Genomic DNA, 24,924 nt, shown 5'->3' with positions numbered 1-24,924 from the left:
CTCCTGACCAAATTCCGATAGATTTAATAAGTATTATAGTTCGTTCACGGCTTGTTGTGCAAATGATACCCTTGGCAAAACAAAAAAGCGCACCTTCAGCGAGGTGCGCTTTTGACTAAACGGCTTGACCGCCGCGACGGTCAACCTTCATACCGAGATAAATCAGCATGTAGGTTAAGTAGCCCATCGTGATCGTGAGACCGCCGAAGAAGAAATCGGAAAAAAGCGGTTCTTCATATGCGGCGATTCCGGCCAGCACGACCCAGCTTCCATAAAGATACGCCATAAAGAAGCGGACGCCGTTTTTCAATTTATATAACAGAAACAAACCTGCGAGCGAAAAGAGCCCGAGCGCAAGTCTAAAATAGACAAGATGATCGAAATTAAAGGCAAAAGAAACAAATGAAAATGACAACAGCAATACAATCGGCAATGCCGTAATAAATTTTTTCATGGATGTCTCATCCCCCATTCCCTTATCCTAAAATTATAATTTAGGATAGGAAATTCACACGGTAATTACGACATATTTCACAAAAATGTCATTCCTTTTGTCACACTTTAGACAAAATATTTTATACTTTCATATCGCGTTTACAAAAGGCCCACCACGCCGTTCCGAGAAAAAACACGAGATGGAGAAAGACGATGACGAGTGAAAACAAAGGCGTCATCCCGCTAAAAAGCGGCTTGGCCTCTCCGGCGTATTGCGTTAAATCAGTATTAGCGAACAACAAAAATTTACCGAGCGGTTTTTCCAAATACGACATAATCGTCACAAGCATTTTGGCGCCGTACAACACGACGATCGACACCATGATGCTGAGCGCGCTGCTTTTAAACAATGCAGAGCATAAAAACGCAAAGGAAACCATCATCCATACTTCAAACCACTGCGTACCGATCATTGTCACCGTATTGATAAAGAGCGGCTCCGCTTTTTCGTCGAGCTTCACGCCGAAAAAGAGCAGACCGAATAATAAAGAAAATCCGTAGTAAATGATAAAGAGCCAAATGCTTGCGAGCACGCTCGTCACGTATTTTGAAACAAGAATTTTTTCTCTTCTGACAGGGCGGATCAGCAAAAATTTGATCGTCTTTTTATCATATTCAAAAGATATAATTGAAGCCGCCACCACAATCGAAAGCCCCTGCAAAAGGATATTCAGGTTTGGGGTGAATGAAAAATAGCCGATAAAATGATCCTCTGTCCCGGCGCTCATCAGGATTCTTTTCGTTATGAGCGCGAGGAGAAATTGAAAGACTGCGATCAGCGCCAGCGATACAAATGTTACTTTTCGCTTCAGCAATTTAACATGCTCGTTTTGAATCAGTTTAAACATCAGTATTCCTCTCTTCCGTTCCATTCGTCCGCGCCATATATTCATCCTCAAGAGACTGCTTAAACGGAGCGATCGAATAGACGTCAATCTCATTGGCGACAAGCTGTTGATTTAAAGCAGGAATTTGCGCTTTCGCCACCTTTACGGCGAGGAGACCTTTTTCGGCGTGGGCTTCGTATCCCTGGTCTTTCAGCCACTGAAGCGCTTTGTCATAGGGCTGTACCTCCAGCATCGCCTTTTCCTGCTTTTCATCCGCATCATTGAGGACGACGGTTGATTTGATTTTCCCTTGTTGAAGGATGACGACCCGATCGCACAAATCTTCCACTTCCTTCAGCAAGTGGGTCGCAAACAGGATCGCCGTTCCTTCTTCTTCGGCAAGCTCACGCAAGTGTTCGCGGAAATCTTTCATTCCCGCCGGGTCCAATCCGTTTGTCGGCTCGTCCAAAATCAGCAGCTTCGGCCGGTGAAGAATCGCCTGGGCAATACCGAGGCGCTGTTTCATTCCAAGCGAGTATGTTTTGACCTTGTCTTCTGCGGCATCTTCTAGCCCGACCCTGCTGATCACTTCCGCCAGTCTATCCCGACCGATTCCAGCGTGCATATTTGCATAGTGTTTCAGATTTTCATAGCCTGTCAGATACGGATAAAATTCAGGATTTTCAACGATGGCTCCGACCGACCGGATCGCTTTTTCAAATTGGCGGTCAATCGGAAAGCCGTTTATGACAATTGATCCGCTCTTCATTTTAATTAACCCGGTAATCAATTTGATGAGGGTCGTTTTTCCTGATCCGTTCGGTCCAAGCAGGCCGATGATCTCCCCTTCATCCGCCGTTAAGCGGATATCCTTCAATATTGTTTTGCCGTCTATGATTTTATCAACATTTTCTATATGTAAAACAGGCTGCTTTGTCATAGCCCCCTCCTCTTTCCCAAAAAAATAAACAGTGCCGAAAAGGCACTGTTTGATTATATCATTTTTGAGTTACACGGACACTTCACTATGAGGGGCTTCGATTTTGCCGTGTTTCTTTTCCGTTTCGGTGACGATGACTGCGCATGCTGCATCACCTGTTGTATTGACAGCCGTACGAATCATGTCCAGAAGTCGGTCAATTCCCAATATTAGCGCAATTCCTTCAACTGGAAGGCCAACTGTTTGAAGAACCATGGCGAGCATAATCAGTCCGACACCCGGAACACCCGCTGTTCCAATGCTGGCAAGCACTGCGGTGAGAACAACCATCAACAGCTGTGTCAGTGACAGGTCATTGCCGTACACCTGAGCGATAAAGACCGTCGCTACCCCTTGCATAATCGCCGTGCCATCCATGTTGATCGTAGCTCCAAGCGGCTGAACAAAGCTTGAGATCGGCTCTGGCACTTTCAGCTTTCTTTGAGCGACATCCATCGAAACCGGAAGCGTCGCGTTGCTGCTTGACGTACTGAAGGCAACAAGCATAACCTCTGAAAAATCTTTAAAGAATGTGAGCGGGTTCCGCTTTGCCAAAAACGCAATCGCTGAGCCGTATGTGACGATGGTGTGGATGAACAGCGCCAGAATGACGACGATCATATAAAGCCCCATTGCTTTAATGGCGTCCCAGCCTTGACTTCCGATTGCCCCGGCAATCAAGCCGAACGTACCGTACGGTGCGAACTTCATGACGAGATTGACGAGATACATCATTAGATCGTTACCTTGTTCAACCACTTTGAGAAGAGCGTCCGCTTTTTTGCCGAGCATCGTAATTCCGAGACCGACCAAAATGGAGAAAGCAATGATTTGCAGCATATTTCCTTCAGCCATTGCCTGAACCGGGTTTGTCGGAATGATATTCAAAAGCGTTTCGGCAATGCTTGGCGCCTTCTCAGCTGAATATTCCGCTGCGCTTGTATCATACGTTCCGATGGTTCCTGGTTTGATGACCAACGCTAAAATAAGTCCGATAATAATGGCAATTGCCGTTGTAACTAAAAAGAAAGAAATCGTTTTGGCACCGATTCTGCCCAGTTTCTTTGGATCTCCAAGTCCTGCTACCCCTAAAGTGAGAGAAAAGAAAACAATCGGTACAACGAGCATTTTAATTAAGTTGAGGAAGATCGTGCCGAGCGGCCCGAATAAAAATGTATTAAGCTTGCTAAATAAATCCGGCGAAGTGACGTTCAGTATAATACCGACGGCTGCACCGAGTAATAGAGCGATAATAATTTTTGTTGCTAACTTCATATAACATATCTCCCCTTTCCAAAAAAAGCCCATGAGAGATCTCCCATGGGCTTTTACCATTAAAATTGGTTCCACATGACTCTCTTCACGTTGATGAGGTTAGCTGACGGGTTCGGACGAAGAGATGTCCGTCTTTCAGTTCGCACGGGAACAGAAAAATTCACCCCAAATGATCGGGTCCCCCACTCCTACTAAAGGATTAAACGTGTGGCGCTATTTCGTTATATAACAGTTATACCTGAAAATTCGAAATATGTAAACCAAATTTTCTGATTTACAAATATATGCTATTTTCGGGTGCCCGCTGTTCGGCTTTTCTCTTGACTTGTGACATCAAGGATATCAAGCAGGAAAACAAATATCGGAATACCGATAATTAAACCCCAAATCCCTATGAAATGTTCAGAAAAAATCAGCACGATAAACGTGAAGAAAATCGGCAGCTCCGTCTTGGCGGACATCAGTTTCGGATTGAGGAAATAGGCCTCTATCGCATGGACGATCATGATGACCAATACCAGTGATACGATATAAGCGATTCCGCCGATACTGTAGGCGATAATGCTTAACGGAATAAGGGAGAGCACAACGCCTGCGACCGGAACCAGCCCGAGGAAAAACACCATGACAGCAAGGCCGAATAGCTGAGGAAAACCCATAATCGCGAGGGCAATGGTCGTCAATGCGCAATTGATGGAGGCGATAATAAACTGAGCCTCAAGCACCTTTCCGAACGTTCTCGTGAATTTTTTACCAAAGTAAGCAATTTCCTCGTAGAAAATGGCTATTTTGCTCGTCTTAAATTTATCCATTAAGCTCAAGACCTTGTCTTTTTCGATCAATAAGAACATGCTGAGAACCAATGACATAACCACCTGCAGGCCAAACGCGCTAATATCTGTGATATATGTATAGATAAAGTTAAGACCTTTTTCCAAATAGGATGTCAAATTGATATCGCCGAACATACCGGTGATCATATCGAGAAAAGGAATGCTGTCAGGGTGAGAAGCAATATACTTTCCTTGTTTGATCAGCTGCTGAATCTGGGTGACGATCACGGGGTAATAGACCACACCGCCGATCGAAAGCGCGATGGCAAGAGCCGCATACAAACAGGAAATAATCAGTCTCTGGCTGACTTTAATAAAGCGGTTTAAAAAACCGCGGATCACATTTTCCAGACGGTTCATCAAAAACGTAAAGATAAATGTGAGCAATATGAGATTCATCATGCTGCGGAACAGATATAAAACTCCCGCCAATACAACAAAAACTGAAAAACGCCTGACCCCAGGATGCTGAAAAAATTTAATCAACGCTGCCATTCGGTACACTCCCACCAGTACTTTAGTCCTTAACTTTTAGCATTCAAACTTTTATAATTACAATTTGATGCATCATCTGTAAATTATATAACAAAACAGACCGGAAATCTCTTCAGAAGATCAATAATTAATAATATTTTAATATGAGCGCTCGTGCAGCAGCGGCAGGCATCTTCCATAAAAAAGGAGGGGCTGATGTTCAGCCCCTCCAGATTATTGACAAAATCCTTTCAGCGTGACCCTCAACCCTTGCAGTCTAGGAAGGCCGAGCATTGGGGCGGAGCGAATGTTGCAATTCGTGAGCACCGATGCGCAGGCCTGACAACGAATGCGAGGGTTTGTCGACACGCTGAGAGGGACTGTTTGTCAGCCCCTCTCTTCACCGTACATTAACCGCTTCTTCTTTGGCGTCCGCCTTTTTCACCGTTTTCTTGATAGAACTCCTTGTCATGGTTTCGGCTTGTGGCTTCTCCGCCTTTTTGACCGATCTCCTGGTAGAATTCTTTGTCATGGTTTTTGCTTGTGGCTTCTCCGCCCTTTTCACCGATTTCCTGGTAGAATTCTTTGTCATGATTACGGCTTGTGGCTTCTCCGCCTTTTTCACCGATTTCCTGGTAGAATTCTTTGTCATGATTACGGCTTGTGGCTTCCCCGCCTTTTTCGCCGATATCCTTGTAGAATTCTTTGTCATGATTTTTGCTTGTTGCTTCTCCGCCTTTTTGACCGATCTCTTGGTAGAATTCTTTATCATGGTTTTGGCTTGTTTTTTCTCCGCCTTTTCTGCCTGCTTCTTCCCTGCTCATTTTGTTGTTGTCATTATTGTTTGCCATTTTCGATTCCTCCTTTTGAAGTGTTATGGTTTTTACATTCCACATTTCAAAAAGCGTAAACACAAATAGCACATTCACGAAAGAGTCCGGGAATCATGCAATCATCCGCTGCCTTTTACCGTCCATTCCGGTACCGGAGCCGGCGTATTGTTCTGCAGCGTCTTAGATATCTCGGCAGGCTCTTCAAACAGGGTAATGTTGATGGATTCGAACGTACCTTTCTGATTCGTTCTTTCATATATTGCATCATGATGATCGGCCATAAAGTTCAAATAATCGCGCTTTGATTTCCAAAGCACGAGGACAAGGGCTTCCGGCCCGTTTTCTGTTTCCATCCATCCACCCCACTGTCTGATGAATCCGCTGACGTTTTGCAGCGGAGCCCATTTGGCCTGCGCCTCGCTGAATGCATGAAGCTGTTGTCCGGCTGGTTTGCACCGTATCAGCTTCAGCACATTCCCTTCCGCGAACGGGACGGTTTCCGCATTAGTTTTTTCTATACAAAGGTTAACCGACCTTACATCAGCGCGCGTCCGGTGAATGACGCCTTTCGGAATCAGCAGGGAATCGTTCGCTTTCAGGACTTCTGTGGGACGGTCCTGAAAGTCGATCAACAGCTCTCCTTCCAAAACAATAAACAGCTCATCTGAGCCGGGATGGAAATGCCATACGTATTCGCCCTCCAAAACAGCAATTCGCATACAATGGTCGTTCACTTCCGAAACGGAAAAATTGGCGTGCTTTTCTGTGACTTTCTTTGTCAATTCAAGAAGACTCGTTTTGCGATCCATCAGCTTCACTCCTCTTTCATTTGATTTTCTCCCGAACTTATTTTACCATTTGACTTTTGAGCGTTCGCCTTTTAAAGTGTTGGATATTGGTGAAAAAACGGTTTGAACCTATAGAAGAGGTGTACATCATGCAAAATCAAAACGGAAAAGCTTCAGGGCTTTTGCCGCTGTTTTTATTTGTTTGTTTATTCGTTGGATCAGGCTTGATCACAGGCGATTTTTACAGCCTGCCAATCGTGGCCGCGGCGCTTGCGGCATCGGTTGTCTCACTGGCGATGAACCGTAAGGAGAAGCTCAGCCAAAAGACGGAGTGGTTTGCGAAAGGCGCCGGACACCCCGATATTATGATCATGGTGATGATCTTTATTTTGGCCGGCGCGTTTTCATCAGCCGCAAAGGCGATGGGGGCCGTTGAATCAACCGTTAATCTTGCGCTTTCGTTTGTACCGGGGCAGTTTATGGTTGCCGGTTTATTTATCATCGCTGCGTTTATCTCTGTGTCGATGGGCACGTCAACCGGAACGATTGCTGCGCTCGCTCCGATCGCAGCAGGGATCAGCGCCGAAATCGGCGTTCCGGCGGCCTATTCGGTTGCTGCGGTTGTGGGGGGCGCGATGTTCGGTGATAACTTATCATTTATTTCCGATACGACCATTGCCGCTGTCCGCACACAAAAGACGAAAATGTCGGACAAGTTTAAAACGAATTTCCTGATCGTCCTGCCTGCCGCGGTTGCCACGGTCATCCTGCTGATGGTGTTTTCAGCCGGAGGGCATCCTGCCGCACAAGCCGGGACTTACAGCTGGGTGAAGGTGCTGCCGTATCTCGGTGTTCTGATATTCGCTCTTCTCGGATTTAATGTTATGGCCGTTATTTTCGGCGGCATCGTGTTAGCCGGAGTAATCGGTATTTCCGACGGCAGCCTGACGCTTCATACGTATTTAACCGCGATCACCGAAGGCATCGGCGGGATGTCCGAACTGATCATTTTATCGCTTCTGATTGGCGGAATGGCGGAAATGATGAAGCGAAACGGCGGGATCGCATTTCTCCTTCAATTTGTATCGCGGAGAATCCGTTCAAAAAAAGGAGCGGAAGCGGGCATTGCCGGCCTTGTCAGCGCGGCAAACCTGGCGACGGCCAACAATACGATTGCCATTATTACAGCGGGACCGCTGGCAAAAGATTTATCCGACCGGTACGGAATCGACAATAGGAAATCGGCGAGCATCCTCGATATCTTTTCCTGTGTGGTACAAGGATTGATTCCTTACGGCGCGCAAATGCTTTCAGCTGCACAAATCGCGAAAATATCGCCTGTCAGCATTCTTCCTTATTCTTTTTATCCGATTTTGATCGGCGTCTGCGGCATATGCGCGATTATCTTCAGACTGCCTCGCTTTACGGAAAAAGCGTAACTCTATGAAAAAGGCTGCCGTTATCGAAACGGCAGCCTTTTTATCACTCTGTTTCTGCGGCGTCCAGCTCCGCAAGCCTTTCCATGATCCTCCGTTTTTTATACATCATCATTCCTGTTTCGGCAACGCCGTTCACCATTGAACGGTTTGAGATTGCGCCAAAGAGGATGCCTGCGACGGGCACCATTTGAAACAGCTTTTTCCATCCGAAAGAATCGCGGTATGTATAAACAACCTCCCGCCAGCCTTGAATTTGCGAAATCATATTTTCCCGTGAGCCTGACTGTAGATGGTATCGGCTGAGTTCCTGAATGATCGCCCTTTTCCCGACAATATCAGCGGCGCTGAGCTGCAGGCATTTAATAATGAACATCCGCTCCGTTTTTTCTTTAGGATCGTAGCCGTAAGACACCGCGATGTCCTGTAATGTCTTCAATGAAAGGCCGAGGATGGCGGGAATATCGACGGCAAGCGTGAATAAGCCGCCGACACCTGTTGTCGCTCCTTGGACAGCCGCGGTATTCGCTCTGTTTTTCCCGAGGTTTTCACACATTTGATCCATCACTTCCAAAGGAGCCCTTTGAATATCTTCGACCGTTTCGATCGTTTCATCCGGCAGCTTTTTTTGAAACTGGCGGATCAGATGTTTTTCGGACGTCAAATATTGGCCGCCGTTTTGAATAAAGCCGCCGATTTCGTCGAGCAAGAGACCGATTTTATCTTGAATGAATGCCGGTGTAAGCTTGTCCAGAACCTTGAACGGCAGCCGCCCGATCCTTTCCCAAAACCACGCTTTCTGCTGCTCTTTTTCCCATTTTTCAATTTTTTTCAGTTCGTTTTCCAAATCTGTTTTATCGTTGCGCACAGAAGGTTCGCCCTCTCAATCGTGTTTTTTTATAGTATACAATGATTCACTTTATGAATCCGTGTTTTTTGATCGGCAGCCGGAGGGTAAACCTTTATGTAAAAGGAGGAATGATCAGATGCCATGGTCAATGGAAGACTATCCCGCTTCATTGAAACATTTGGACAAACCGGTAAAAAAGAAAGCCATTGAAATTGCGAATGCAATGGTAGACGAAGGATACGACGAAAGCCGGGCGATTCCGATCGCGACGAGTCAGGCGAAGGAATGGGCGGATAACAGGAGCAAAAGCGAACTCAAATCCTATGCGGAGGAAGCTGATGAAACGGTACGCGGTGACAGCGGTTCGAGCAGCAGGCCGGAGCTTGCGGAAAAGTGCGAGCATGTCATTAAACACGAAAAAGGCTGGGCAGTCAAAGCCGAAGACGCCAAGCGGGCCAGCGAAGTAAAGGATACAAAAGCAGAAGCCGTCGAACGGGCGAAAGAAATCGCCGAAAACAAAGGCACTGCCGTCATCGTCCATAAAAAAGACGGCAGTGTGGAGCGGAAGATCAGGATGAATTAACGGGGCGCTCCGTTTTTGGAGCGTCTTACTTTTTTCCCCGCCAACTCCAATACAGCATCAGCTGCTTTTTGATAGCCGCCGGCATCGCGGAGCGAGCGGCCGATTTTGGCGGCGCCGTCTTTATAGGAGCGGTTTTCAAGCATATCTTCAATCGTTTTTTGTAAAACAGCCGGAGAAAGTTCATTTTTATCAAGCTTGATCCCGGCCCCTGTCCGTTCCACCTGAGCTGCGACGAAAAACTGGTCAGCACCCATCGGAATGACGATGAGCGGCGTATCAAAATACAGGCCTTCATTTGTACTGTTCATGCCGCCGTGGGTGACAAATACATCGGCTTTTTTCAAAACCTCCAATTGCGGGATATACGGCCTCACGATAAAATGATCCGGTATGGTGCCGAGATCCGCGGGATCCGTTGATTTCCCAACAGCCATAACCACCTTGCCGTCAAAGTCTTTCAACGCTTCGATACACATATGATACAGCTCTTTTTGCTGATTAAAGATCGTGCCCATCGAGATCACGATGACGGTTTCCCCCTCCAGCTCAGCGAACGGGAAGCTGCCTGGATCCTGTCTGCTCGTAATCGACGGCCCGACAAACAAATAGTCATTTCCAAATCGCTCGGCATGAGGCTGAAACTCCCTGGAGGTAAAGACAATCGTAATGTCCCCCGGACAGGAGAATACGTCAAACGGCTTGTCGAGACTGACGGGGTACCGCTCACTTAATTCGCCAAGGGATTGCTTCAATTTTTCAAAATACGGCGAGCTTTCAAGGTCGCCTTGCAGGGTAAACGTTTTTGCGAACGTCTCGTCCATTGCAAATGTCGTACATAACGAAACGCTCGGCAGCCCAAGCATTTCAGCAATGATTTTCCCCGCCAAAAAGTGATGGTCATATATCACATAATCATAAGACTCGTCCCTGACTTCCTGGCAGATGAGCTGAACGATCTCATCGACTTTACCTGACATATTGTATACCAACTCGGCAAAGTCCATCTTTTCTCTTTCTTTCCCGGGTGATAAAGCCTCTCTGAAATCCGGGTATAAACGGACTTCCGCCCCTGTTTTTTTAATTTTTTCAGCGTATTCCTCAACTGCATAATAGACGATGCTTTCTCCTCGTCTTTGCAGCTCCTTTGTGACGCCAAGAGAGGGATTGATGTGCCCCTCCCCCGGGAAATTGATCATCAGTACATGTCCCATCACAGCTCTTCCTTTCTCATACGAAAATTTATATAAGGAAATTTACTACAAAAAGACAAATGAAGTAAAGAAATTTAATTAAGTTAATAATACATAAACATAACTATATAACCATTTGTCTGTTTCTGCATATCTTTCCTTTAAATTTTTTTGCCATTCAAATGAGCGTATATTATTAGAGAAAACAGGCTCTTTATTACTTGACAGCCCCAATCAGAAGACGATTTTCCTTTTTTTAAAAGCAAATTAAAACACGGCCGATCGAGGCACAATACATCATAAGAAACAACCTACGGAGGTTTTGCCATGGATACGAAAGCAACCAGGATCGAAAAGGATTTTCTAGGCGAAAAAGAAGTTCCGGCTGACGCCTATTACGGCGTACAAACCATGAGGGCCGTGGAGAACTTTCCGATTACAGGCTACCGGATTGATGAAGAGCTGATTAAAGCTTTGGCAATGGTCAAAAAAGCGGCGGCTCTCGCCAATATGGATATTAAACGTTTATATAAAGAGCTCGGCGAAGTCATTGTAAAAGCGGCCGGCGAAATAGCGGAAGGGCTCTGGCACGATCATTTTATTGTCGACCCCATTCAAGGCGGCGCCGGCACTTCAATGAATATGAATACAAATGAAGTTATCGCAAACAGAGGTTTGGAGCTTTTAGGAAAAGAAAAAGGTGATTACTTCCATTTAAGCCCGAACACACATGTCAATATGGCCCAATCAACGAATGATGTGTTTCCGACAGCCATTCATCTGGCCACATTGAATCACTTAAGACAGCTTATATCGACGATGGAACATATGCTGGATGCCTTCCGCCAAAAAGCGGAGGAGTTCGATTCCGTTATCAAAATGGGCCGCACTCATCTTCAGGATGCCGTTCCGATCAGGCTCGGTCAGGAATTCGAAGCCTATTCCCGGGTCATCGAACGCGATATTCAGCGGATCAGGCAGTCGCAGCATCATCTCTATGAAGTCAATATGGGGGCCACCGCTGTCGGCACAGGTTTAAACGCTGATCCGAGATATATTCAAAGCGTTGTCGAACACCTTTCAGATATCAGCGGCTATCAGCTGAAAGGCGCAGACCATCTTGTCGATGCCACACAAAATACGGATGCCTACACAGAAGTATCGGCTGCTTTGAAAGTCGGCATGATGAACATGTCCAAAATCGCCAACGATTTGCGTTTAATGGCGTCAGGCCCGAGGGCAGGGCTTGCCGAGATCCGGCTGCCGCCCCGCCAGCCCGGCTCCTCCATCATGCCCGGCAAGGTGAATCCGGTGATGCCTGAACTGATGAACCAGATCGCATTTCAGGTGATCGGCAACGATCATACCATCTGCCTTGCATCAGAGGCGGGGCAGCTTGAGTTAAACGTGATGGAGCCCGTACTCGTCTTTAATTTGCTGCAGTCGATTAAAATCATGAACAACGGATTTCGCGTATTTACCGATTACTGCATCACCGGGATTGAAGCGAATGAGATCAGGCTGAAAGAATTCGTCGAAAAAAGCGTAGGAACGATTACGGCCGTCAATCCGCACCTCGGCTATGAAGCTGCCGCACGAATTGCAAAAGAAGCGATCGCCACAGGACAATCCGTGCGCGAGCTGTGTTTACTTCATGATGTTTTGACAGAGGAAGAATTGGATCTCATTCTGGATCCGTATGAAATGACGCATCCGGGCATCGCAGGCGCTTCGCTTCTCGAGGAATAGCCAGCCGTCTTTCTCAATATGCTTTCAAGCGTTTATAGACGCCCGAGACGGGCTATACATTTAATATAAATCAATTGAAAGAGGTGGAAAGACAATGTTAGGATTTCTCGTTTCTTTAATCGTAGCGATTGTCATCGGTTTAATAGGAGGCGCAATCGGAGGCCACGGTGCACCAGGAGGTATTATCGGCTCCATGGTTGTCGGCTTTATCGGAGCCTGGATCGGCCACGGGCTGCTTGGAACGTGGGGGCCTGATATTGCGGGATTCGCCATCTTTCCGGCGATAATCGGAGCCGCAATTCTCGTCTTCATTTTAAACCTAATCTTCCGCGGGAGAATGGGTTCTCAGGCATAATATCCGGCCAGCATCGCCCAAAAGCGGTGCTGGTTTTTTGTTTGGGCGAAACCGTTCGCGCATATACTATAACATCTTATGGTTGACAATTGATCATCGCGGGCATATGATGATGATATAATTTTTGCACTAAGGAAACTTTTATGTACAAGGAAAAACAACTGAGAATCTAGGTGAATCAAATGGTCAGTCACGATTTGTCCAAACACTCGCAAATATCAAAAGAAGCTCAAGATGCACTAGACGGAAAAAGCAAAGGCTTCAAAAGGCTGCTCCCTTTTTTGGGTCCGGCGTTTATCGCGGCTATAGCTTATATTGATCCCGGCAATTTCGCCACAAATATCGCGGCTGGTTCGAAATACGGCTACTTGCTTTTATGGGTGATTCTTTTTTCAAATATTATGGCTTTGCTGATTCAGTCGCTGTCTGCCAAGCTCGGAATTGCAACGGGTAAAAATCTGCCCGAAGTCGCCAGGGAAGAATTCCCTAAACCGGTCTCCATCGGCTTGTGGATTCAGGGAGAGCTTGTCGTGATCGCGACCGACTTGGCTGAATTTATCGGAGCTGCTCTCGGTCTCTACTTGCTGTTCGGCATACCGATGCTTGAAGCATCGATTATTGCAGCCGCCGGATCTTTCGCGATTTTGGAACTGCAAAGGCGCGGCGTCAGGCCGCTAGAAGCGGCGATAACAGGAATGCTGTTCATCGTCGTGATCGCTTTTGCCTTTCAAACCTTTTTTGCAAAACCTGATATCGGTTCGGTTTTGGAGGGCATGTTTGTTCCCCGCTTCGATGGTGCAGACAGCATCCTGCTGGCGGCGGGAATCTTGGGAGCGACCGTGATGCCGCACGCCATCTATCTCCATTCCGCTCTCACCCAGCGGAGAGTGATCGGAAAAACGGAAGCGGAAAAGAAGAAGATATTCCGGTTTGAGTTCATCGACATTTTAATCGCCATGCTGATTGCCGGAGCAATCAATGCGAGCATGCTGATCGTCGCCGCTGCACTGTTTTATAAGAACGGCATTTTTGTCGAAGACCTTGATGTGGCCTTCAGCCACTTCAGCAGCATGGTCAGTCCGCTTTCCGCCGTACTGTTCGGCGTCGGCCTGTTAATCGCCGGTTTATCAAGTTCGTCTGTCGGAACGCTTTCAGGAGATATTATCATGCAGGGCTTCATTAATTTCAGGATTCCGCTTTATTTAAGACGGTTCATTACGATGTTGCCGCCTATCGCTATTATTGCTTCAGGGGTAAATCCGACAACCGCTCTTGTCTTGAGCCAGGTCGTCCTGTCATTCGGGATCGCCTTTGCCCTTATCCCGCTTATCTTATTTACGAGCAATAAACGCATTATGGGGAGCCTGAAAAATGCGAAGTGGATAACAGCCGTCTCCTGGCTGATCGCCGCCTTAATCGTCGCCCTTAATATTTTCTTGATTTACGATACATTTTCTGGTTAAAGCCGACCTTGGTCGGCTTTTTTATATTATACTGAAGAAAAGGGGGATTCTGGATGTTTAAATTAATGGTGCGTGATGATCTTTATTTAAAAATGCTCGAACCAAAAGATGCCAAAGCAGTTTATATGCAGATCCAGCAGTCTAAAGATGTGTTGCGGAAATGGCTGTTTTGGGTGGACGGCACAAAGCAGCTGGAGGATACCGAAGCTTTTATCGAAGAATGCATGAAACAGGCCGCTGCGAACAACGGGTTTCAAGCGGGAATATGGCATCAAGGCCATTTTGCCGGAATCATCGGACTCCATTATATCAATTGGATCAACCGTACGACTTCGATCGGCTATTGGCTGGGGGAGCCTTTTCAAGGAAAAGGGCTGATGACTGATGCCTGCCGGGCGCTGATCGACACGCTTTTCAGCGAATACGATTTAAACAGAATTGAAATTAGAGCCGCTGTTCAAAACGTAAAAAGCCAGGCTATTCCGGAAAGGCTCGGCTTCACGAAAGAAGGCTGCCTCAGGCAATGCGAGTGGCTCCACGACCACTTCGCCGACCATTTCGTATACGGGCTCCTGAAGGAGGAATACCTCGCCCGCAGCAAATGAGTCCGGGATTTGTCACACGCATTTTACACTGCAATCTGGTATGATAGATAAAAAAATATGGAGTTTTGATTATGAAAGTATTTATACTGTTTTACCTATGGATTGTCCCGCTCGTCATCGGGCTGATATTTTTCCGGGTGACCCAGCGGACAAGCTTTAAAAAAAGGTTTTATCCAGGCTATATCATGATCGGTCTTGCTGCGGCTGTATTTGCCGTCTGTTACCTGATCGGACAGCCTTACCTCGGGAATTTCTTCGGCGGCACAATGCTGTTCGGCACCCTGCTGCCGTTCATGGCTGCCGCCATGAAGAAAAAGAAATAACGAATACCAAAAACCCCGGCTTTCCCAAAACATGCCGGGGTTTTTGATTACTTATTTTCTCTGTTTGCACCAAAACCCGCTGATTCACAAATCGGTTTTCAGACTACTGGGCTTTATTTGTTCACTAGATCAACGTCGATCACCTGATAGAAAGCGTTTTCAGTATCAGCCACATCCCAAACGGCCAATATCACATGATACCCGGAGCGGTCTTCTGGAATGTAAATTTGGTGAGATAAATGGCGGGATGCAGGGGAACCATCATGCGGAACGGTTCCAATCCGTTCGAAATCTGCACGCTTTAGCGGTTTGTCAGGATCCCAGCCTTTTTTGGTGATATAGTAGTGCCATTGGCTGGTGTTGTGGGGGGCGGTATATGTCCAGGTAAAGGTGTGTTCTCCGCCGGTCATGATATGTTTAAACCAGCGATTTTCCGACTGCTGATCAAGAATCCCGCCGAACAGTCCGCCCGCGGATGCTATTTGTCCGTCTGCCGGGCCGTCATGCGGAAACCCTTTTTTCGCTTCCAGGCTTTGCGGCTCATACATCACGCTTCCGCAGTTCAGATTGAGAAGTCCGTAAGCCTCACTGCACAGAGCCGCTCTGCTCCCTGGTTTTTCGACAAAACCATGAGCGAAGGCGTGCTGAGGAATGATTGACATCAACAGCAATCCGGCTGATAGTATGAAAGCTGTACTGAAGGTACTTTTCTTAAAATAATCCACGTTTCAATCCCCTCTCTTTTTATTGTGTTGAGACGGGTTTTGATGCAAAAAGAAAAAACGCGGATATCCCAATACTATCCATCAAATTTTAACATCTGAACATGATAAAGCCAAGGGACGATCTCCCTTGGCATCATACTAAAAAATCCTTTTTAAACTTTTTTTCAGCGGCGGCAAGTCGAGCTCTTTTTTCTCAACCAGTTTTTTGATCATATATTTGCTGTAGTTGACAGCTTGTGTATAAGATATTTTTCCCGGAAGCGGTGGTTCATCTGCTATGGCCACATCGATAATCGACGGCTTTTGTGATTGAAAGGCATTTTTCAAAGCCGGAATGAGCTCTTCGTGCTTTGTCACGCTGAAGCCCTTCCCGCCGCAGGCCTCGGCAAACTTGGCATAATCGACATTTTCGAGCGCTGTTGCATAATTAACATGCCCTTTTTCCTGCTGTTCATATTGAATCATTCCCAAGTTCTGATTATTTAAAATCACGACAACAATGGGCAGGTCATATTTGACAGCAGTCGGAAAATCGTGCATGGACATGCTGAAGCCGCCGTCTCCGCACACGGCTACAGCTTGGCGCTCCGGATTGGAAAGCTTTGCGGAAATCGCGCCTGGAAGACCGCATCCCATCGTGCCAAGCCAGCTTGAAATCAGAAAATCCTGATTGGTCATATTAAAATGGCGCGCCGTCCAAACCGTCACATTTCCGACGTCAACGGACAGGACCGCATCATCGGCGACTGCGTCCTCAAGCCTTGCAATCACCTGCTGAGGCTTGAGCGGTTCTGTCGCCACCTGTTCGTCTTTTTCAATTTCATAGCGCCACTTCCTCATATGTTGTATACAGCTTTCCAAAAATGCGCGGTTCGATTTCCGTTCAATGGTTTTCGTCAGTTCCATAAGCCCTTTTTTCGCATCGCAGACAAGGCCGGCGGTGACAGGATACCGTTTGCCGATTTTCGCCGGGTTGTTATCAAGCTGAATAGCCGGCGCATCTTCCGGAAGATAATCGCGGTACGGAAAAGAAGTCCCCAGCATGATCAACAGATCGCTTTCCTCCATCGCTTCATATGCGGGTTTTGTACCGATGTGTCCGAGATTCCCGAGCATGTGCGGGTGCCGATCGGGTACGACTCCTTTCCCGGGGAGCGTAACGATGATCGGTGCGGCCGCTTTATCGGCAAACTCGAGCAGCTCATCTCTTGCCGATTTCATTCCCTTTCCGGCTAAAATCACCGGCTTTTTCGCATGATTAATCAATTGTGCACACTGCATCATCTGGCTTTGCTTCGGTTGAAGATCGCCTTCAATATAAAGCGCAGACGTATAAACCGGCTTCCGCTTAATCTTTTCCGCAAACAGATCATCGGATACGCTCAGTACGGCGACCCCTTTTTGGCTGTAGGCGGTACGGATCGCCTGATTTAAAAGGTCAGGCAGGGCTTCGGCCGAATGAACCTGCTGATTAAAGACAGCCACATCCTCAAACATTCGTTCAAGACCGATCTCCTGAAAGTAATCTCTTCCGATTTCATTTGAAGACACCTGCCCTGTAATCGCCAGCACAGGCGCCCCGTCAGCTTTCGCGTCATACAATCCGTTCAGCAGATGAACGGCACCCGGGCCCGCTATCGAAAGGCAGACGCCGATTTTGCCTGTCAGCTTCGCATCAGCTGCAGCAGCGAGAGCAGCGGTTTCTTCATGGCGCACTTGAATGAAGCGGAGGCTGTTTTCTTCATGCCGCAATTCATCGATAAATTCGTTGACGCTGTCCCCCGGCATGCCGTAAACATGATCAATATTCCATTCCTTCAGCAGTTCTGCAGCTACTTTTCCTGCGGTTTTGTTTGCCATATCACGTCCTCCTTTGTTTCTTCCATACCACTTTTTCGCTGCCGGGAAACGTGATCCGGCATGCTGACGAAAGTGAAGGAAACCACGACAGCGGCTGTTTCATGCTTTGTGTTCCCAGCCGTACTCATCTCGCATAAAGATCTCTCCGCCACACTGCTGAACTTGAAGCCATGCCCGGTAAATCCGGCGGCACCTATCCTAAGCACCACTCCATGTATACATGATCAAATCTACTAAAAGGCTGCCACTCATTTTGATATGCCCCAGCGAAGTTAGACAATAAAATGTCATGAAGCGGTTAGACTGGCATGAGTCCGGAATTGTATGGCACTCATGCCTTTTCATTTGGTCTTCATCCTTTAGAGCAATTGCGGCGCAGTTCATTCACACAAGTGTTGAAACTTTTTTTAATATTTAAATTGTTATAATTTAGGTTCGGAGTTATAATTTAACAGAAATAAACCGAATTTGCATAGCATCGATGAAAGTTAAGATTGTTAAATCCTTCGTCAAACACAGGGGTGGTCGTGGCGGCAACTATTATAATCTGCTTTTATAAAATTTTTAGCATTTGATACTGGATTGTTTATCCAATCATCCTGATCTGTTGGGTCAGCAGTGCTCGTACGTATGTGAATCCACCTGTCATGCGGCATTGTATCAAGGTTACTCCATTTTAGAAGGACAAGCTGGTCTATTCTATTAATGCAGATACCACGACAATTTCAATCCGCTTGTTAAGTCTCCTCGGCACGTTAGGTATTCATAATGCTGCAGATTATCAGTTTCAAGTGCTGTGGAAGCCATCTGTCTTCGAGATTCGGTTGTTGCGATCTGAAGGTAATTTCACAGAAACTATAGTCGAAACACTCAAATCTTCTTATCTTATTAACCGTATACTTCATAGTCTAAGTTTCGGGTGAAAAGGAGAGACGCGGATCGTCAAGGTAAAGTCCCTCTCTTTTATCAAAAGAATTTAGAATTGGAGGCATTTACATGTTATCAGAAATAGAAAAGGGGCTTGAGGGCCTGCGTGTAAAACTTGATCGTATTGATGAACAACTGTTGGATACATTGAAAGAACGTTTAGAATGCTGCATTAAGATTGGATTATACAAACGCGAGTATAATATTCCGATGATGCAGCCGCACCGAATTAACTTTGTCCAGGAACGGGCAGCTCGATACGCTGACGAGAATGGTTTAAGTCAAGAGTTTTTGCGTAACCTTTATGAGCTCATTATTTCTGAAACGTGCAGGGTTGAGGATATCGTAATTGACCATTCAGAAAATCGGAGACAGGACATTTCTTCAAGCCTGGCCGGCCAAAAAAGAAAAAGGGAGGAATTGTTTAATGGGGGCAGGGATACAAACACTTCTAATTGACAACTATGATTCATTTACTTACAACCTGTATCAATTGATCGGCGAAGTAAATGGCCGACCGCCAATAGTTGTCTGTAATGATGTGGACTGGTCACAAGTGCCGATTGATGAGATTGACAACATCGTGATCTCCCCAGGCCCCGGTCGACCGGAACGGGTTGAGGACTTTGGTATTAATGCAACTATTATTCAAGAAGCTAAGCTGCCAGTCCTCGGAGTCTGTCTTGGACATCAAGGCATAGCTCATTTGTTTGGCGGGAAGGTGAACCACGCTTCTGAGCCTATGCATGGACGAACATCAGTCATTCACCATTCAGGGGTTGATATCTTTGACGGGCTTCCTCCTGAGTTCTCTGTCGTACGCTATCACTCCCTTGTCGTTACTGATCTGGGTGATGATGTGGAAGCGATTGCGTGGACAAAAGATGAGTTGATTATGGGGCTTCGACACCGCAATCTGCCGATTTGGGGTGTGCAATTCCACCCCGAGTCAATCTGCAGTCATTATGGGCACGAGTTGCTTGCCAACTTTAGAGACCTGACTCCGAAGCGCACTGAACGATCCAGACCGTCTCCCAAATTAAAGGAGCCTTCCCATTCTAAAAGCGATTTCTACCGGATCCATTTTCGAAAATTATCGGGATTTCCTGACGCTCAGTTAAGTTACCAGACACTATTTGCTGATGCACCTCATGGATTCTGGCTTGACAGCAGCAGTGTCATCGAAGGCTTGTCACGATTTTCCTATCTTGGCGATGGTGCGGGAGAGAATGCTGAATATTTGACCTATAGAGTAGCAGAGGGTGTTGTAAAAGTACAACGTTCGGGTCAAGAGACGGAGTTCATTCAACAGTCATTTTATGATTATCTTGATGAGCAAATCTGCCGTCGGGCAACATCTACTCCGGAAGGCCTTCCCTTTGACTTCAATCTCGGCTATGTGGGCTACATTGGCTATGAGCTAAAAGCTGAAACTTGCGGGAGCAGCCGGTATCAATCTGAGATTCCTGATGCAGCCCTGCTTTTCGTTGACCGCATGCTTGTTTTTGATCATCTTGAACAGGAAGCCTATCTGTTGTGTCTTTCGACTGGGGATGAGGATAAGCAAGCACTCAACTGGCTAAATACGGCAGAGCGAATCTTGAATGACATTCCTGCTGCAGCAAACGATTCGGACAAGGATTCAGTCCTTACATCCGTGCCAGACCACAATATCCCAATCGAGTTTCGGCATAACCGGCCTTCTTATCTTCAACTGATCAACAATTGCTTAGAAGAAATCCGTAATGGTGAATCCTATGAGATATGTTTGACTAATTCCGCAACTGTTTATACCCCTATAGATCCTTGGATTACGTATACGCATCTGAGAAGAATCAGTCCGGTTCCCTATGGGGCATTTTTAAACTTTGCGGATGCAGCAGTACTAAGTGCCTCTCCGGAACGGTTCCTCTCAATCGGTGCTGATCGTATCGTTGAGTCCAAACCGATCAAGGGTACCCGGATGAGAGGCAGGACTTCTGCTGAAGATCACCAATTACGAAATGAGTTGCTAAGTGATGAAAAAGATCTCGCAGAGAACTTAATGATCGTTGACTTAGTCAGAAATGACCTTAACACTGTTTGTGAAATAGGATCTGTTCATGTACCTAAGCTTTTCGATGTAGAAACATATGCACCAGTTCACCAGTTGATCTCGACGATTCGCGGCACTATACGTCCGGACAAATCAACGGTTGATTGCGTCCGCGCTGCTTTTCCAGGCGGTTCGATGACCGGTGCTCCGAAAATTCGGACGATGGAAATCATAGACCGACTCGAGAAGGGCCCCCGCGGTGTCTACTCGGGCAGCCTCGGCTGGTTTGGACTGAGTGGAGCTGCGGATCTTAGTATTGTTATCCGCACAGTTGTTGTGACCGATGACAAGGCGACTTTTGGTGTCGGAGGAGCGATCGTAGCATTGTCAGATCCAGAAGAGGAATTCAAAGAAACTCAGGTTAAAGCGCGAGCTATGGTCTCAGCTATCGCAGCAGCGGAAGTCTCTGCAGTGGGAGGTTCAAGATGAGTCAGGAAATAAGGCAGTGTGTGATTGCGGGAGGAGCCGGCGGCGTTGGCGGGATGTTTGCAGACCTTCTTGAAGAATCGGGTGTTGAAGTATGTATTATCGATATGAATCCTCCTTCTGTTCGTCGACAATTCATGAAATGTGACATTACGGTTCCGACTCCACAGGCCAAAGATAAGATCCAAAAGGCCGACATGGTGATGCTCGCTTTACCAGAGACCGCGGCTCTTCAAGCAGTAAAAGTTGTCGGGACGTTAATGAAGCCTGATTCTCTCTTGGCGCACACTCTTTCTGTACAATCACCCATATTTAACAAAATACACGCTTTGGGTTTGCCTTTCGAAAGCATAGGTCTTAACCCTATGTTTGCTCCCAGCCTTAGTATCGTGGGTAGACCGGTAGCTGTCATCGTTCAAAACGATGGGCCTAAAGGAAGTCATTTGATTCAGATGATTTTAGATTGGAAAGGTCGTCCGGTGCTATTAGAAGCTGAGGAGCATGATCAATTGGCCGCGGCTTTGCAGGCACTCACTCATGCAGCGATACTCACCTTTGGATTGGCGCTCGCAGAATTAGATGTTGACATTGCAAAACTTGGTTCTCTTGCACCCCCTCCGCATGCAACTATGCTTGCGCTACTGGCACGGATTAGTTCTGGAACACCGGATGTGTATTGGGACGTCCAATCCGTGAACCACCAAGCAATGACGGCTCGTGCTGCACTGGCTGAAGCAGTTGCATCGTTGAATGAATCGGTGAGGGATCAGTCCGTATTCACCGAACTGATGCGTAAATCCCGAGAGGTATTTGGATCTGAAATAGCCCATTACCAAGATCTCTGTACTAGTATCTTTGAAGGGCCAATCGCACCAAAGGAGGGAAAGCACAGCCAAACCAATCCCCCGGTTAATTGAATTTTATAAACAACTGATTCCTTTGAACAGCTTTCCGGGATAAATAGAAGTATGAAAATATCGTGTAGATTCGCGACTTTTCCACTGACAAGTTCGCTAGTTTTGTGATATTTGGTCACATTAAAACAGCCTGCCGTTTCCGGCAGGCTGTTTGATGATTATTGATCAAGCTTCAGCTTCTTCAGCTGTTCGGCGAGCGCGTTGTTGATTGGCTCATCTTTGTTTTGCTTTTTCATGTAGGAGTGTACATCGCGTTTTGATGCTTTTGAATTTTTGTCTTTTGCCCTGCGCTTTTCGAAAACGGAGAGTTTTTCTCTGTGGCCGCAGACGCAGGCGAATGTCTGGCCTTCTCCGTGTCCTCGCAGTTCCATGCGCTTATGGCAGTTCGGGCAGCGGGCGTTCGTCTGTTTGGCGACTGTTTTGCGGTGGCCGCACTCCCTGTCCTGGCAGACGAGCATTGTGCCGCGTTTGCCGTTTACTTTCAGCATCAGTTTTCCGCAGTCAGGGCAATGGGTCCCTGTGATATTGTCATGCTTAAACGTTTGATTGCTGCTTTTGATTTCTCTGATCGTCTGCTTTGCGTACTCCTTCATTTCTTTGATAAAGGCGGAGGATTTCAGTTTTCCTTTCGCAATGCCTGACAGCTTCTGCTCCCATTCAGCGGTGAGGGCAGGAGATTTTAAATCTGACGGAACAAGCTCAAGGAGCTGTTTTCCTTTTGAGGTGATATAGATATCTTTTCCTTTTTTCTCGATCAGGAATGTGTTGAACAGCTTTTCGATAATGTCGGCGCGTGTTGCCACCGTCCCGAGTCCGCCCGTCTCTCCGAGAGTTTTCACAAGGTTTTTTTCTTCTCCCTGCATAAATGCGGCCGGATTTTCCATCGCAGACAGTAATGTTCCTTCATTAAACCGCGCCGGCGGTTTTGTTTCACCCTTCGTCTCTGTCAAAGACCGGACGGACAGCGTGTCGCCTTTTGCGAGTTTAGGAAGGGGTTGATCCTTTTCTTCCTCGTCATCATCTTCGTCTGCGAAATCGTACACCGCTTTCCAGCCTTGCGACTGAACGGTTTTCCCTTTTGCCGTAAAGGTTTCTCCACCGATTTCGGCAAACACTTTAGTTTCTTCATATTCAAACGGCGGCATTAAAACGGCGAGAAAGCGCTTCGCGATCAAATCGTAAAGCTTTCTTTCCTTTTCGCTTAACGCACCGAGCGCAAGCGGCTCTTCCGTCGGAATAATCGCGTGGTGATCGGATACTTTCGCATCGTTAACAAAGCTTTTATTGGCTTTAACGCCATGCTTTAAGATCCGGGTCACATGCTGAGCATAAGGCTTCACCTGCATGCCTTCCAAACGGTCTTTCAGCGTAGGGACGATGTCATTAGAAAGAAATCTTGAGTCCGTCCGCGGATAGGTGACGAGCTTATGCTGCTCATAGAGCTTCTGCAAAACGGACAGCGTTTCTTTTGCGGAAAATCCGTAGCGTTTATGGGCGTCCCTCTGCAGCTCGGTCAGATCATAAAGTCCGGGGGCAAAGCTTTTTTTCGCCGTTTTTTTCAAGTCGACGATAGCGGCCGGTTTGCCTTGCAGCGCTCCTGCAAGCTGTGACGTCACAGACGCGTTGAAAGTGCGGGTCTGCTTCGTCTTCTTGTCCTGCCACGTCAGCGTCATACCGTCAACCGCTGCACGCAAGCCGAAATAAGGGACGGGTTTAAAGTTCTTGATATCTTCCTCTCTTTTCGCGATCATCGCCAATGTCGGCGTCTGTACGCGTCCGCAGGAAAGCTGGGCGTTGAATTTCGTTGTCAGCGCCCTCGTCGCGTTGATGCCGACGATCCAATCGGATTCAGCTCGAGCCACGGCTGAATGGTAAAGGTTTTCAAAGTCTTTGCCGTTCTTTAAGTTTTTAAATCCGTCTTTAATCGCTTTGTCTGTGACCGATGAAATCCACAGGCGCTTCAATGGCTTCGTAATCTTTGCTTTTTCGATGATCCAGCGGGCGACAAGCTCGCCTTCCCGGCCGGCATCGGTTGCTATGACGATGTCTTTGACGTCTTTTCTGATCAGCTGCGATTTAACCGCCTGAAACTGCTTTCCGGTCTTTTTAATGACGACGAGCTTTAAAGGCTCGGGGATGATTGGCAGATCTTCAAGCCGCCAAGACTGGAATTCCTTTCCGTATCCTTCAGGGTCCGCCAATGTGACCAGATGGCCGAGCGCCCATGTCACGATATAGCGGTCGCCTTCAAGATATCCGTTTCCTTTTTTATGACACTTCAGCACGCGGGCCAAGTCACGGCCGACTGAAGGTTTTTCTGCTAAAACGACTGTTTTAGACAAGTCCATCACATCACTTTCTTGTTCATGCATCCTTTTATTATAACAGATGATACAGATGCAGCTCTAATGTTCATGATTCCTTTATTTCAATTTCAGAAAAAATGACGTGTGTCACGGTTTGGGCATATGGTGATGTTTCATTGATAAACGCTTCGATCTGCGCCAGGCTCTCTGCATTGATTTTCAGCATATAGCAGGCGGCTCCCGCGATCCGGTAGCAGAATTCAATATTCGGGAGGCGTTCGATATATGCTTTAAACCTTTCGTATTCCCCGTTTTTCACCGTTGCTTCAATGATGCAGGATACGGGAAGGCCGACCTTTTGGTAATCGATGTCAAGCGTATATTTTTTAATGACGCCGAACGATTCGAGCCGCCTGACCCTTTCGGTCACAGACGGCGCGGAAAGGCTGATCTTCCTGCCCAGCTCCCGCATCGATAAACGGCTGTCTTTCTTTAATTCGGCTATGATTTTAAAATCGAGGTCATCAATTTTCATATGTAACTTTATTCCCTTCATTCTATTTCATCATTTTAATATTATCATGAAAATTCTTTCGTTCGAAATTCATTT

General features: G+C 46.8%; 21 protein-coding genes, 3 pseudogenes and 1 riboswitch. Of the genes and pseudogenes, 10 read left to right on the top strand and 14 right to left on the bottom strand.

Annotated elements, in window-relative coordinates; all coding sequences use genetic code 11:
* Nucleotides 1–115: 115 nt before the first annotated feature.
* The 8 genes and pseudogenes from M1D59_RS02740 to M1D59_RS02705 form a co-directional block, all read right to left on the bottom strand.
* On the bottom strand, nt 116–454 hold the full coding sequence (locus M1D59_RS02740) for a hypothetical protein (RefSeq protein ID WP_023857878.1): 339 nt from the start codon (nt 452–454) through the stop codon (nt 116–118).
* A 121-nt stretch (nt 455–575) separates the two neighbouring features.
* Complete coding sequence (locus M1D59_RS02735) at nt 576–1,343, bottom strand: ABC transporter permease (RefSeq protein WP_023857879.1); 768 nt, start codon at nt 1,341–1,343, stop codon at nt 576–578.
* Nucleotides 1,336–2,262: an ABC transporter ATP-binding protein gene (locus M1D59_RS02730; protein WP_026580582.1), complete on the bottom strand. Its 927-nt coding sequence runs from the start codon at nt 2,260–2,262 to the stop codon at nt 1,336–1,338. The genes M1D59_RS02735 and M1D59_RS02730 overlap by 8 nt, the downstream gene beginning before the upstream one ends.
* A gap of 69 nt (nt 2,263–2,331) precedes the next feature.
* Nucleotides 2,332–3,576: a dicarboxylate/amino acid:cation symporter gene (locus tag M1D59_RS02725; protein WP_326455526.1), complete on the bottom strand. Its 1,245-nt coding sequence runs from the start codon at nt 3,574–3,576 to the stop codon at nt 2,332–2,334.
* 74 nt (nt 3,577–3,650) lie between these two features.
* Nucleotides 3,651–3,792, bottom strand: a riboswitch (cyclic di-AMP (ydaO/yuaA leader).
* A 71-nt stretch (nt 3,793–3,863) separates the two neighbouring features.
* The gene (locus tag M1D59_RS02720) at nt 3,864–4,904 is read right to left on the bottom strand and encodes an AI-2E family transporter (protein WP_023857882.1); all 1,041 of its coding nucleotides are present in this window, start codon (nt 4,902–4,904) and stop codon (nt 3,864–3,866) included.
* A 389-nt stretch (nt 4,905–5,293) separates the two neighbouring features.
* Nucleotides 5,294–5,734, bottom strand: a complete 441-nt coding sequence (gene gsiB, locus M1D59_RS02715) for a glucose starvation-inducible protein GsiB (RefSeq protein WP_458117761.1) — start codon at nt 5,732–5,734, stop codon at nt 5,294–5,296.
* A gap of 101 nt (nt 5,735–5,835) precedes the next feature.
* A pseudogene (locus tag M1D59_RS02710) lies at nt 5,836–6,174 on the bottom strand (YdbC family protein); the annotation flags it as partial.
* Between the two features lie 21 nt (nt 6,175–6,195).
* Nucleotides 6,196–6,525 (bottom strand): annotated as a pseudogene (locus M1D59_RS02705) (cupin domain-containing protein); the annotation flags it as partial.
* A gap of 128 nt (nt 6,526–6,653) precedes the next feature.
* On the opposite strand from M1D59_RS02705, the gene M1D59_RS02700 reads away from it, so the two are divergent.
* Nucleotides 6,654–7,943 (top strand): Na+/H+ antiporter NhaC family protein, encoded by a 1,290-nt coding sequence (locus tag M1D59_RS02700; protein ID WP_023857885.1) that lies wholly within the window; start codon nt 6,654–6,656, stop codon nt 7,941–7,943.
* A 43-nt stretch (nt 7,944–7,986) separates the two neighbouring features.
* Here M1D59_RS02700 and M1D59_RS02695 read toward each other — a convergent pair whose 3' ends face one another.
* Nucleotides 7,987–8,808: an EcsC family protein gene (locus M1D59_RS02695; RefSeq protein WP_023857886.1), complete on the bottom strand. Its 822-nt coding sequence runs from the start codon at nt 8,806–8,808 to the stop codon at nt 7,987–7,989.
* A gap of 118 nt (nt 8,809–8,926) precedes the next feature.
* Between M1D59_RS02695 and M1D59_RS02690 the strand changes: the two genes are divergently transcribed.
* The gene (locus tag M1D59_RS02690; RefSeq protein ID WP_020450238.1) at nt 8,927–9,373 is read left to right on the top strand and encodes a DUF2188 domain-containing protein; all 447 of its coding nucleotides are present in this window, start codon (nt 8,927–8,929) and stop codon (nt 9,371–9,373) included.
* Here M1D59_RS02690 and M1D59_RS02685 read toward each other — a convergent pair.
* Complete coding sequence (locus M1D59_RS02685) at nt 9,370–10,584, bottom strand: macrolide family glycosyltransferase (RefSeq protein ID WP_035337170.1); 1,215 nt, start codon at nt 10,582–10,584, stop codon at nt 9,370–9,372. The two genes, M1D59_RS02690 and M1D59_RS02685, sit on opposite strands and share 4 nt — an antisense overlap.
* Before the next feature lie 306 nt (nt 10,585–10,890).
* Between M1D59_RS02685 and aspA the strand changes: the two genes are divergently transcribed.
* From aspA to M1D59_RS02660, 5 genes are all read left to right on the top strand, one after another.
* A complete protein-coding gene (gene aspA, locus M1D59_RS02680) occupies nt 10,891–12,312 on the top strand; it encodes an aspartate ammonia-lyase (protein ID WP_216921840.1) in 1,422 nt (473 codons plus the stop codon).
* Between the two features lie 94 nt (nt 12,313–12,406).
* Complete coding sequence (locus M1D59_RS02675) at nt 12,407–12,667, top strand: GlsB/YeaQ/YmgE family stress response membrane protein (RefSeq protein ID WP_020450235.1); 261 nt, start codon at nt 12,407–12,409, stop codon at nt 12,665–12,667.
* Between the two features lie 182 nt (nt 12,668–12,849).
* Complete coding sequence (locus M1D59_RS02670; protein ID WP_020450234.1) at nt 12,850–14,130, top strand: Nramp family divalent metal transporter; 1,281 nt, start codon at nt 12,850–12,852, stop codon at nt 14,128–14,130.
* A 53-nt stretch (nt 14,131–14,183) separates the two neighbouring features.
* Entirely contained in the window at nt 14,184–14,735 is a 552-nt protein-coding gene (locus tag M1D59_RS02665) for a GNAT family N-acetyltransferase (RefSeq protein WP_020450233.1), read from the top strand.
* 71 nt (nt 14,736–14,806) lie between these two features.
* Complete coding sequence (locus tag M1D59_RS02660) at nt 14,807–15,058, top strand: hypothetical protein (RefSeq protein WP_020450232.1); 252 nt, start codon at nt 14,807–14,809, stop codon at nt 15,056–15,058.
* A 119-nt stretch (nt 15,059–15,177) separates the two neighbouring features.
* Here the strand turns inward: M1D59_RS02660 and M1D59_RS02655 are convergent.
* Nucleotides 15,178–15,783: pseudogene (locus M1D59_RS02655) on the bottom strand (lytic polysaccharide monooxygenase auxiliary activity family 9 protein); the annotation flags it as partial.
* A gap of 138 nt (nt 15,784–15,921) precedes the next feature.
* Nucleotides 15,922–17,643, bottom strand: coding sequence for a pyruvate oxidase (locus M1D59_RS02650; RefSeq protein ID WP_458117760.1), 1,722 nt, complete (start codon nt 17,641–17,643; stop codon nt 15,922–15,924).
* 996 nt (nt 17,644–18,639) lie between these two features.
* Between M1D59_RS02650 and M1D59_RS02645 the strand changes: the two genes are divergently transcribed.
* The 3 genes from M1D59_RS02645 to M1D59_RS02635 are packed head-to-tail and all read left to right on the top strand — an operon-like array spanning nt 18,640 to nt 22,008.
* Nucleotides 18,640–19,029 (top strand): chorismate mutase family protein, encoded by a 390-nt coding sequence (locus M1D59_RS02645; RefSeq protein ID WP_025810086.1) that lies wholly within the window; start codon nt 18,640–18,642, stop codon nt 19,027–19,029.
* Entirely contained in the window at nt 18,998–21,094 is a 2,097-nt protein-coding gene (gene pabB / locus M1D59_RS02640) for an aminodeoxychorismate synthase component I (protein WP_458117759.1), read from the top strand. Before M1D59_RS02645 ends, pabB begins: the two co-directional genes overlap by 32 nt.
* The gene (locus M1D59_RS02635; protein ID WP_025810087.1) at nt 21,091–22,008 is read left to right on the top strand and encodes a prephenate dehydrogenase dimerization domain-containing protein; all 918 of its coding nucleotides are present in this window, start codon (nt 21,091–21,093) and stop codon (nt 22,006–22,008) included. The genes pabB and M1D59_RS02635 overlap by 4 nt, the downstream gene beginning before the upstream one ends.
* A gap of 158 nt (nt 22,009–22,166) precedes the next feature.
* Here M1D59_RS02635 and M1D59_RS02630 read toward each other — a convergent pair whose 3' ends face one another.
* Both M1D59_RS02630 and M1D59_RS02625 read right to left on the bottom strand, forming a co-directional pair.
* Nucleotides 22,167–24,350 (bottom strand): DNA topoisomerase III, encoded by a 2,184-nt coding sequence (locus M1D59_RS02630; RefSeq protein ID WP_458118036.1) that lies wholly within the window; start codon nt 24,348–24,350, stop codon nt 22,167–22,169.
* Between the two features lie 70 nt (nt 24,351–24,420).
* Entirely contained in the window at nt 24,421–24,849 is a 429-nt protein-coding gene (locus tag M1D59_RS02625; protein ID WP_023857895.1) for an Lrp/AsnC family transcriptional regulator, read from the bottom strand.
* Between the last annotated feature and the right edge of the window lie 75 nt (nt 24,850–24,924).

The sequence above is a fragment of the Bacillus sp. PK6-026 genome, assembly GCF_054161455.1.
Note: the sequence above shows the minus strand (reverse complement) of the source record. Positions and strands in the feature narration are given on the sequence as shown.

Excerpts from the sequence above, each read along its gene's own strand:
- M1D59_RS02675 (WP_020450235.1), top strand. The coding sequence starts at position 12,407 with ATGTTAGGATTTCTCGTTTCTTTAATCGTAGCGATTGTCATCGGTTTA.
- M1D59_RS02700 (WP_023857885.1), top strand. The coding sequence starts at position 6,654 with ATGCAAAATCAAAACGGAAAAGCTTCAGGGCTTTTGCCGCTGTTTTTA.
- M1D59_RS02725 (WP_326455526.1), bottom strand. The coding sequence starts at position 3,576 with ATGAAGTTAGCAACAAAAATTATTATCGCTCTATTACTCGGTGCAGCC.
- gsiB (WP_458117761.1), bottom strand. The coding sequence starts at position 5,734 with ATGGCAAACAATAATGACAACAACAAAATGAGCAGGGAAGAAGCAGGC.
- M1D59_RS02740 (WP_023857878.1), bottom strand. The coding sequence starts at position 454 with ATGAAAAAATTTATTACGGCATTGCCGATTGTATTGCTGTTGTCATTT.
- M1D59_RS02660 (WP_020450232.1), top strand. The coding sequence starts at position 14,807 with ATGAAAGTATTTATACTGTTTTACCTATGGATTGTCCCGCTCGTCATC.
- M1D59_RS02645 (WP_025810086.1), top strand. The coding sequence starts at position 18,640 with ATGTTATCAGAAATAGAAAAGGGGCTTGAGGGCCTGCGTGTAAAACTT.
- M1D59_RS02625 (WP_023857895.1), bottom strand. The coding sequence starts at position 24,849 with ATGAAAATTGATGACCTCGATTTTAAAATCATAGCCGAATTAAAGAAA.
- M1D59_RS02735 (WP_023857879.1), bottom strand. The coding sequence starts at position 1,343 with ATGTTTAAACTGATTCAAAACGAGCATGTTAAATTGCTGAAGCGAAAA.
- aspA (WP_216921840.1), top strand. The coding sequence starts at position 10,891 with ATGGATACGAAAGCAACCAGGATCGAAAAGGATTTTCTAGGCGAAAAA.
- M1D59_RS02685 (WP_035337170.1), bottom strand. The coding sequence starts at position 10,584 with ATGGGACATGTACTGATGATCAATTTCCCGGGGGAGGGGCACATCAAT.
- M1D59_RS02720 (WP_023857882.1), bottom strand. The coding sequence starts at position 4,904 with ATGGCAGCGTTGATTAAATTTTTTCAGCATCCTGGGGTCAGGCGTTTT.
- M1D59_RS02635 (WP_025810087.1), top strand. The coding sequence starts at position 21,091 with ATGAGTCAGGAAATAAGGCAGTGTGTGATTGCGGGAGGAGCCGGCGGC.
- pabB (WP_458117759.1), top strand. The coding sequence starts at position 18,998 with ATGGGGGCAGGGATACAAACACTTCTAATTGACAACTATGATTCATTT.
- M1D59_RS02650 (WP_458117760.1), bottom strand. The coding sequence starts at position 17,643 with ATGGCAAACAAAACCGCAGGAAAAGTAGCTGCAGAACTGCTGAAGGAA.
- M1D59_RS02665 (WP_020450233.1), top strand. The coding sequence starts at position 14,184 with ATGTTTAAATTAATGGTGCGTGATGATCTTTATTTAAAAATGCTCGAA.
- M1D59_RS02730 (WP_026580582.1), bottom strand. The coding sequence starts at position 2,262 with ATGACAAAGCAGCCTGTTTTACATATAGAAAATGTTGATAAAATCATA.
- M1D59_RS02670 (WP_020450234.1), top strand. The coding sequence starts at position 12,850 with ATGGTCAGTCACGATTTGTCCAAACACTCGCAAATATCAAAAGAAGCT.
- M1D59_RS02690 (WP_020450238.1), top strand. The coding sequence starts at position 8,927 with ATGCCATGGTCAATGGAAGACTATCCCGCTTCATTGAAACATTTGGAC.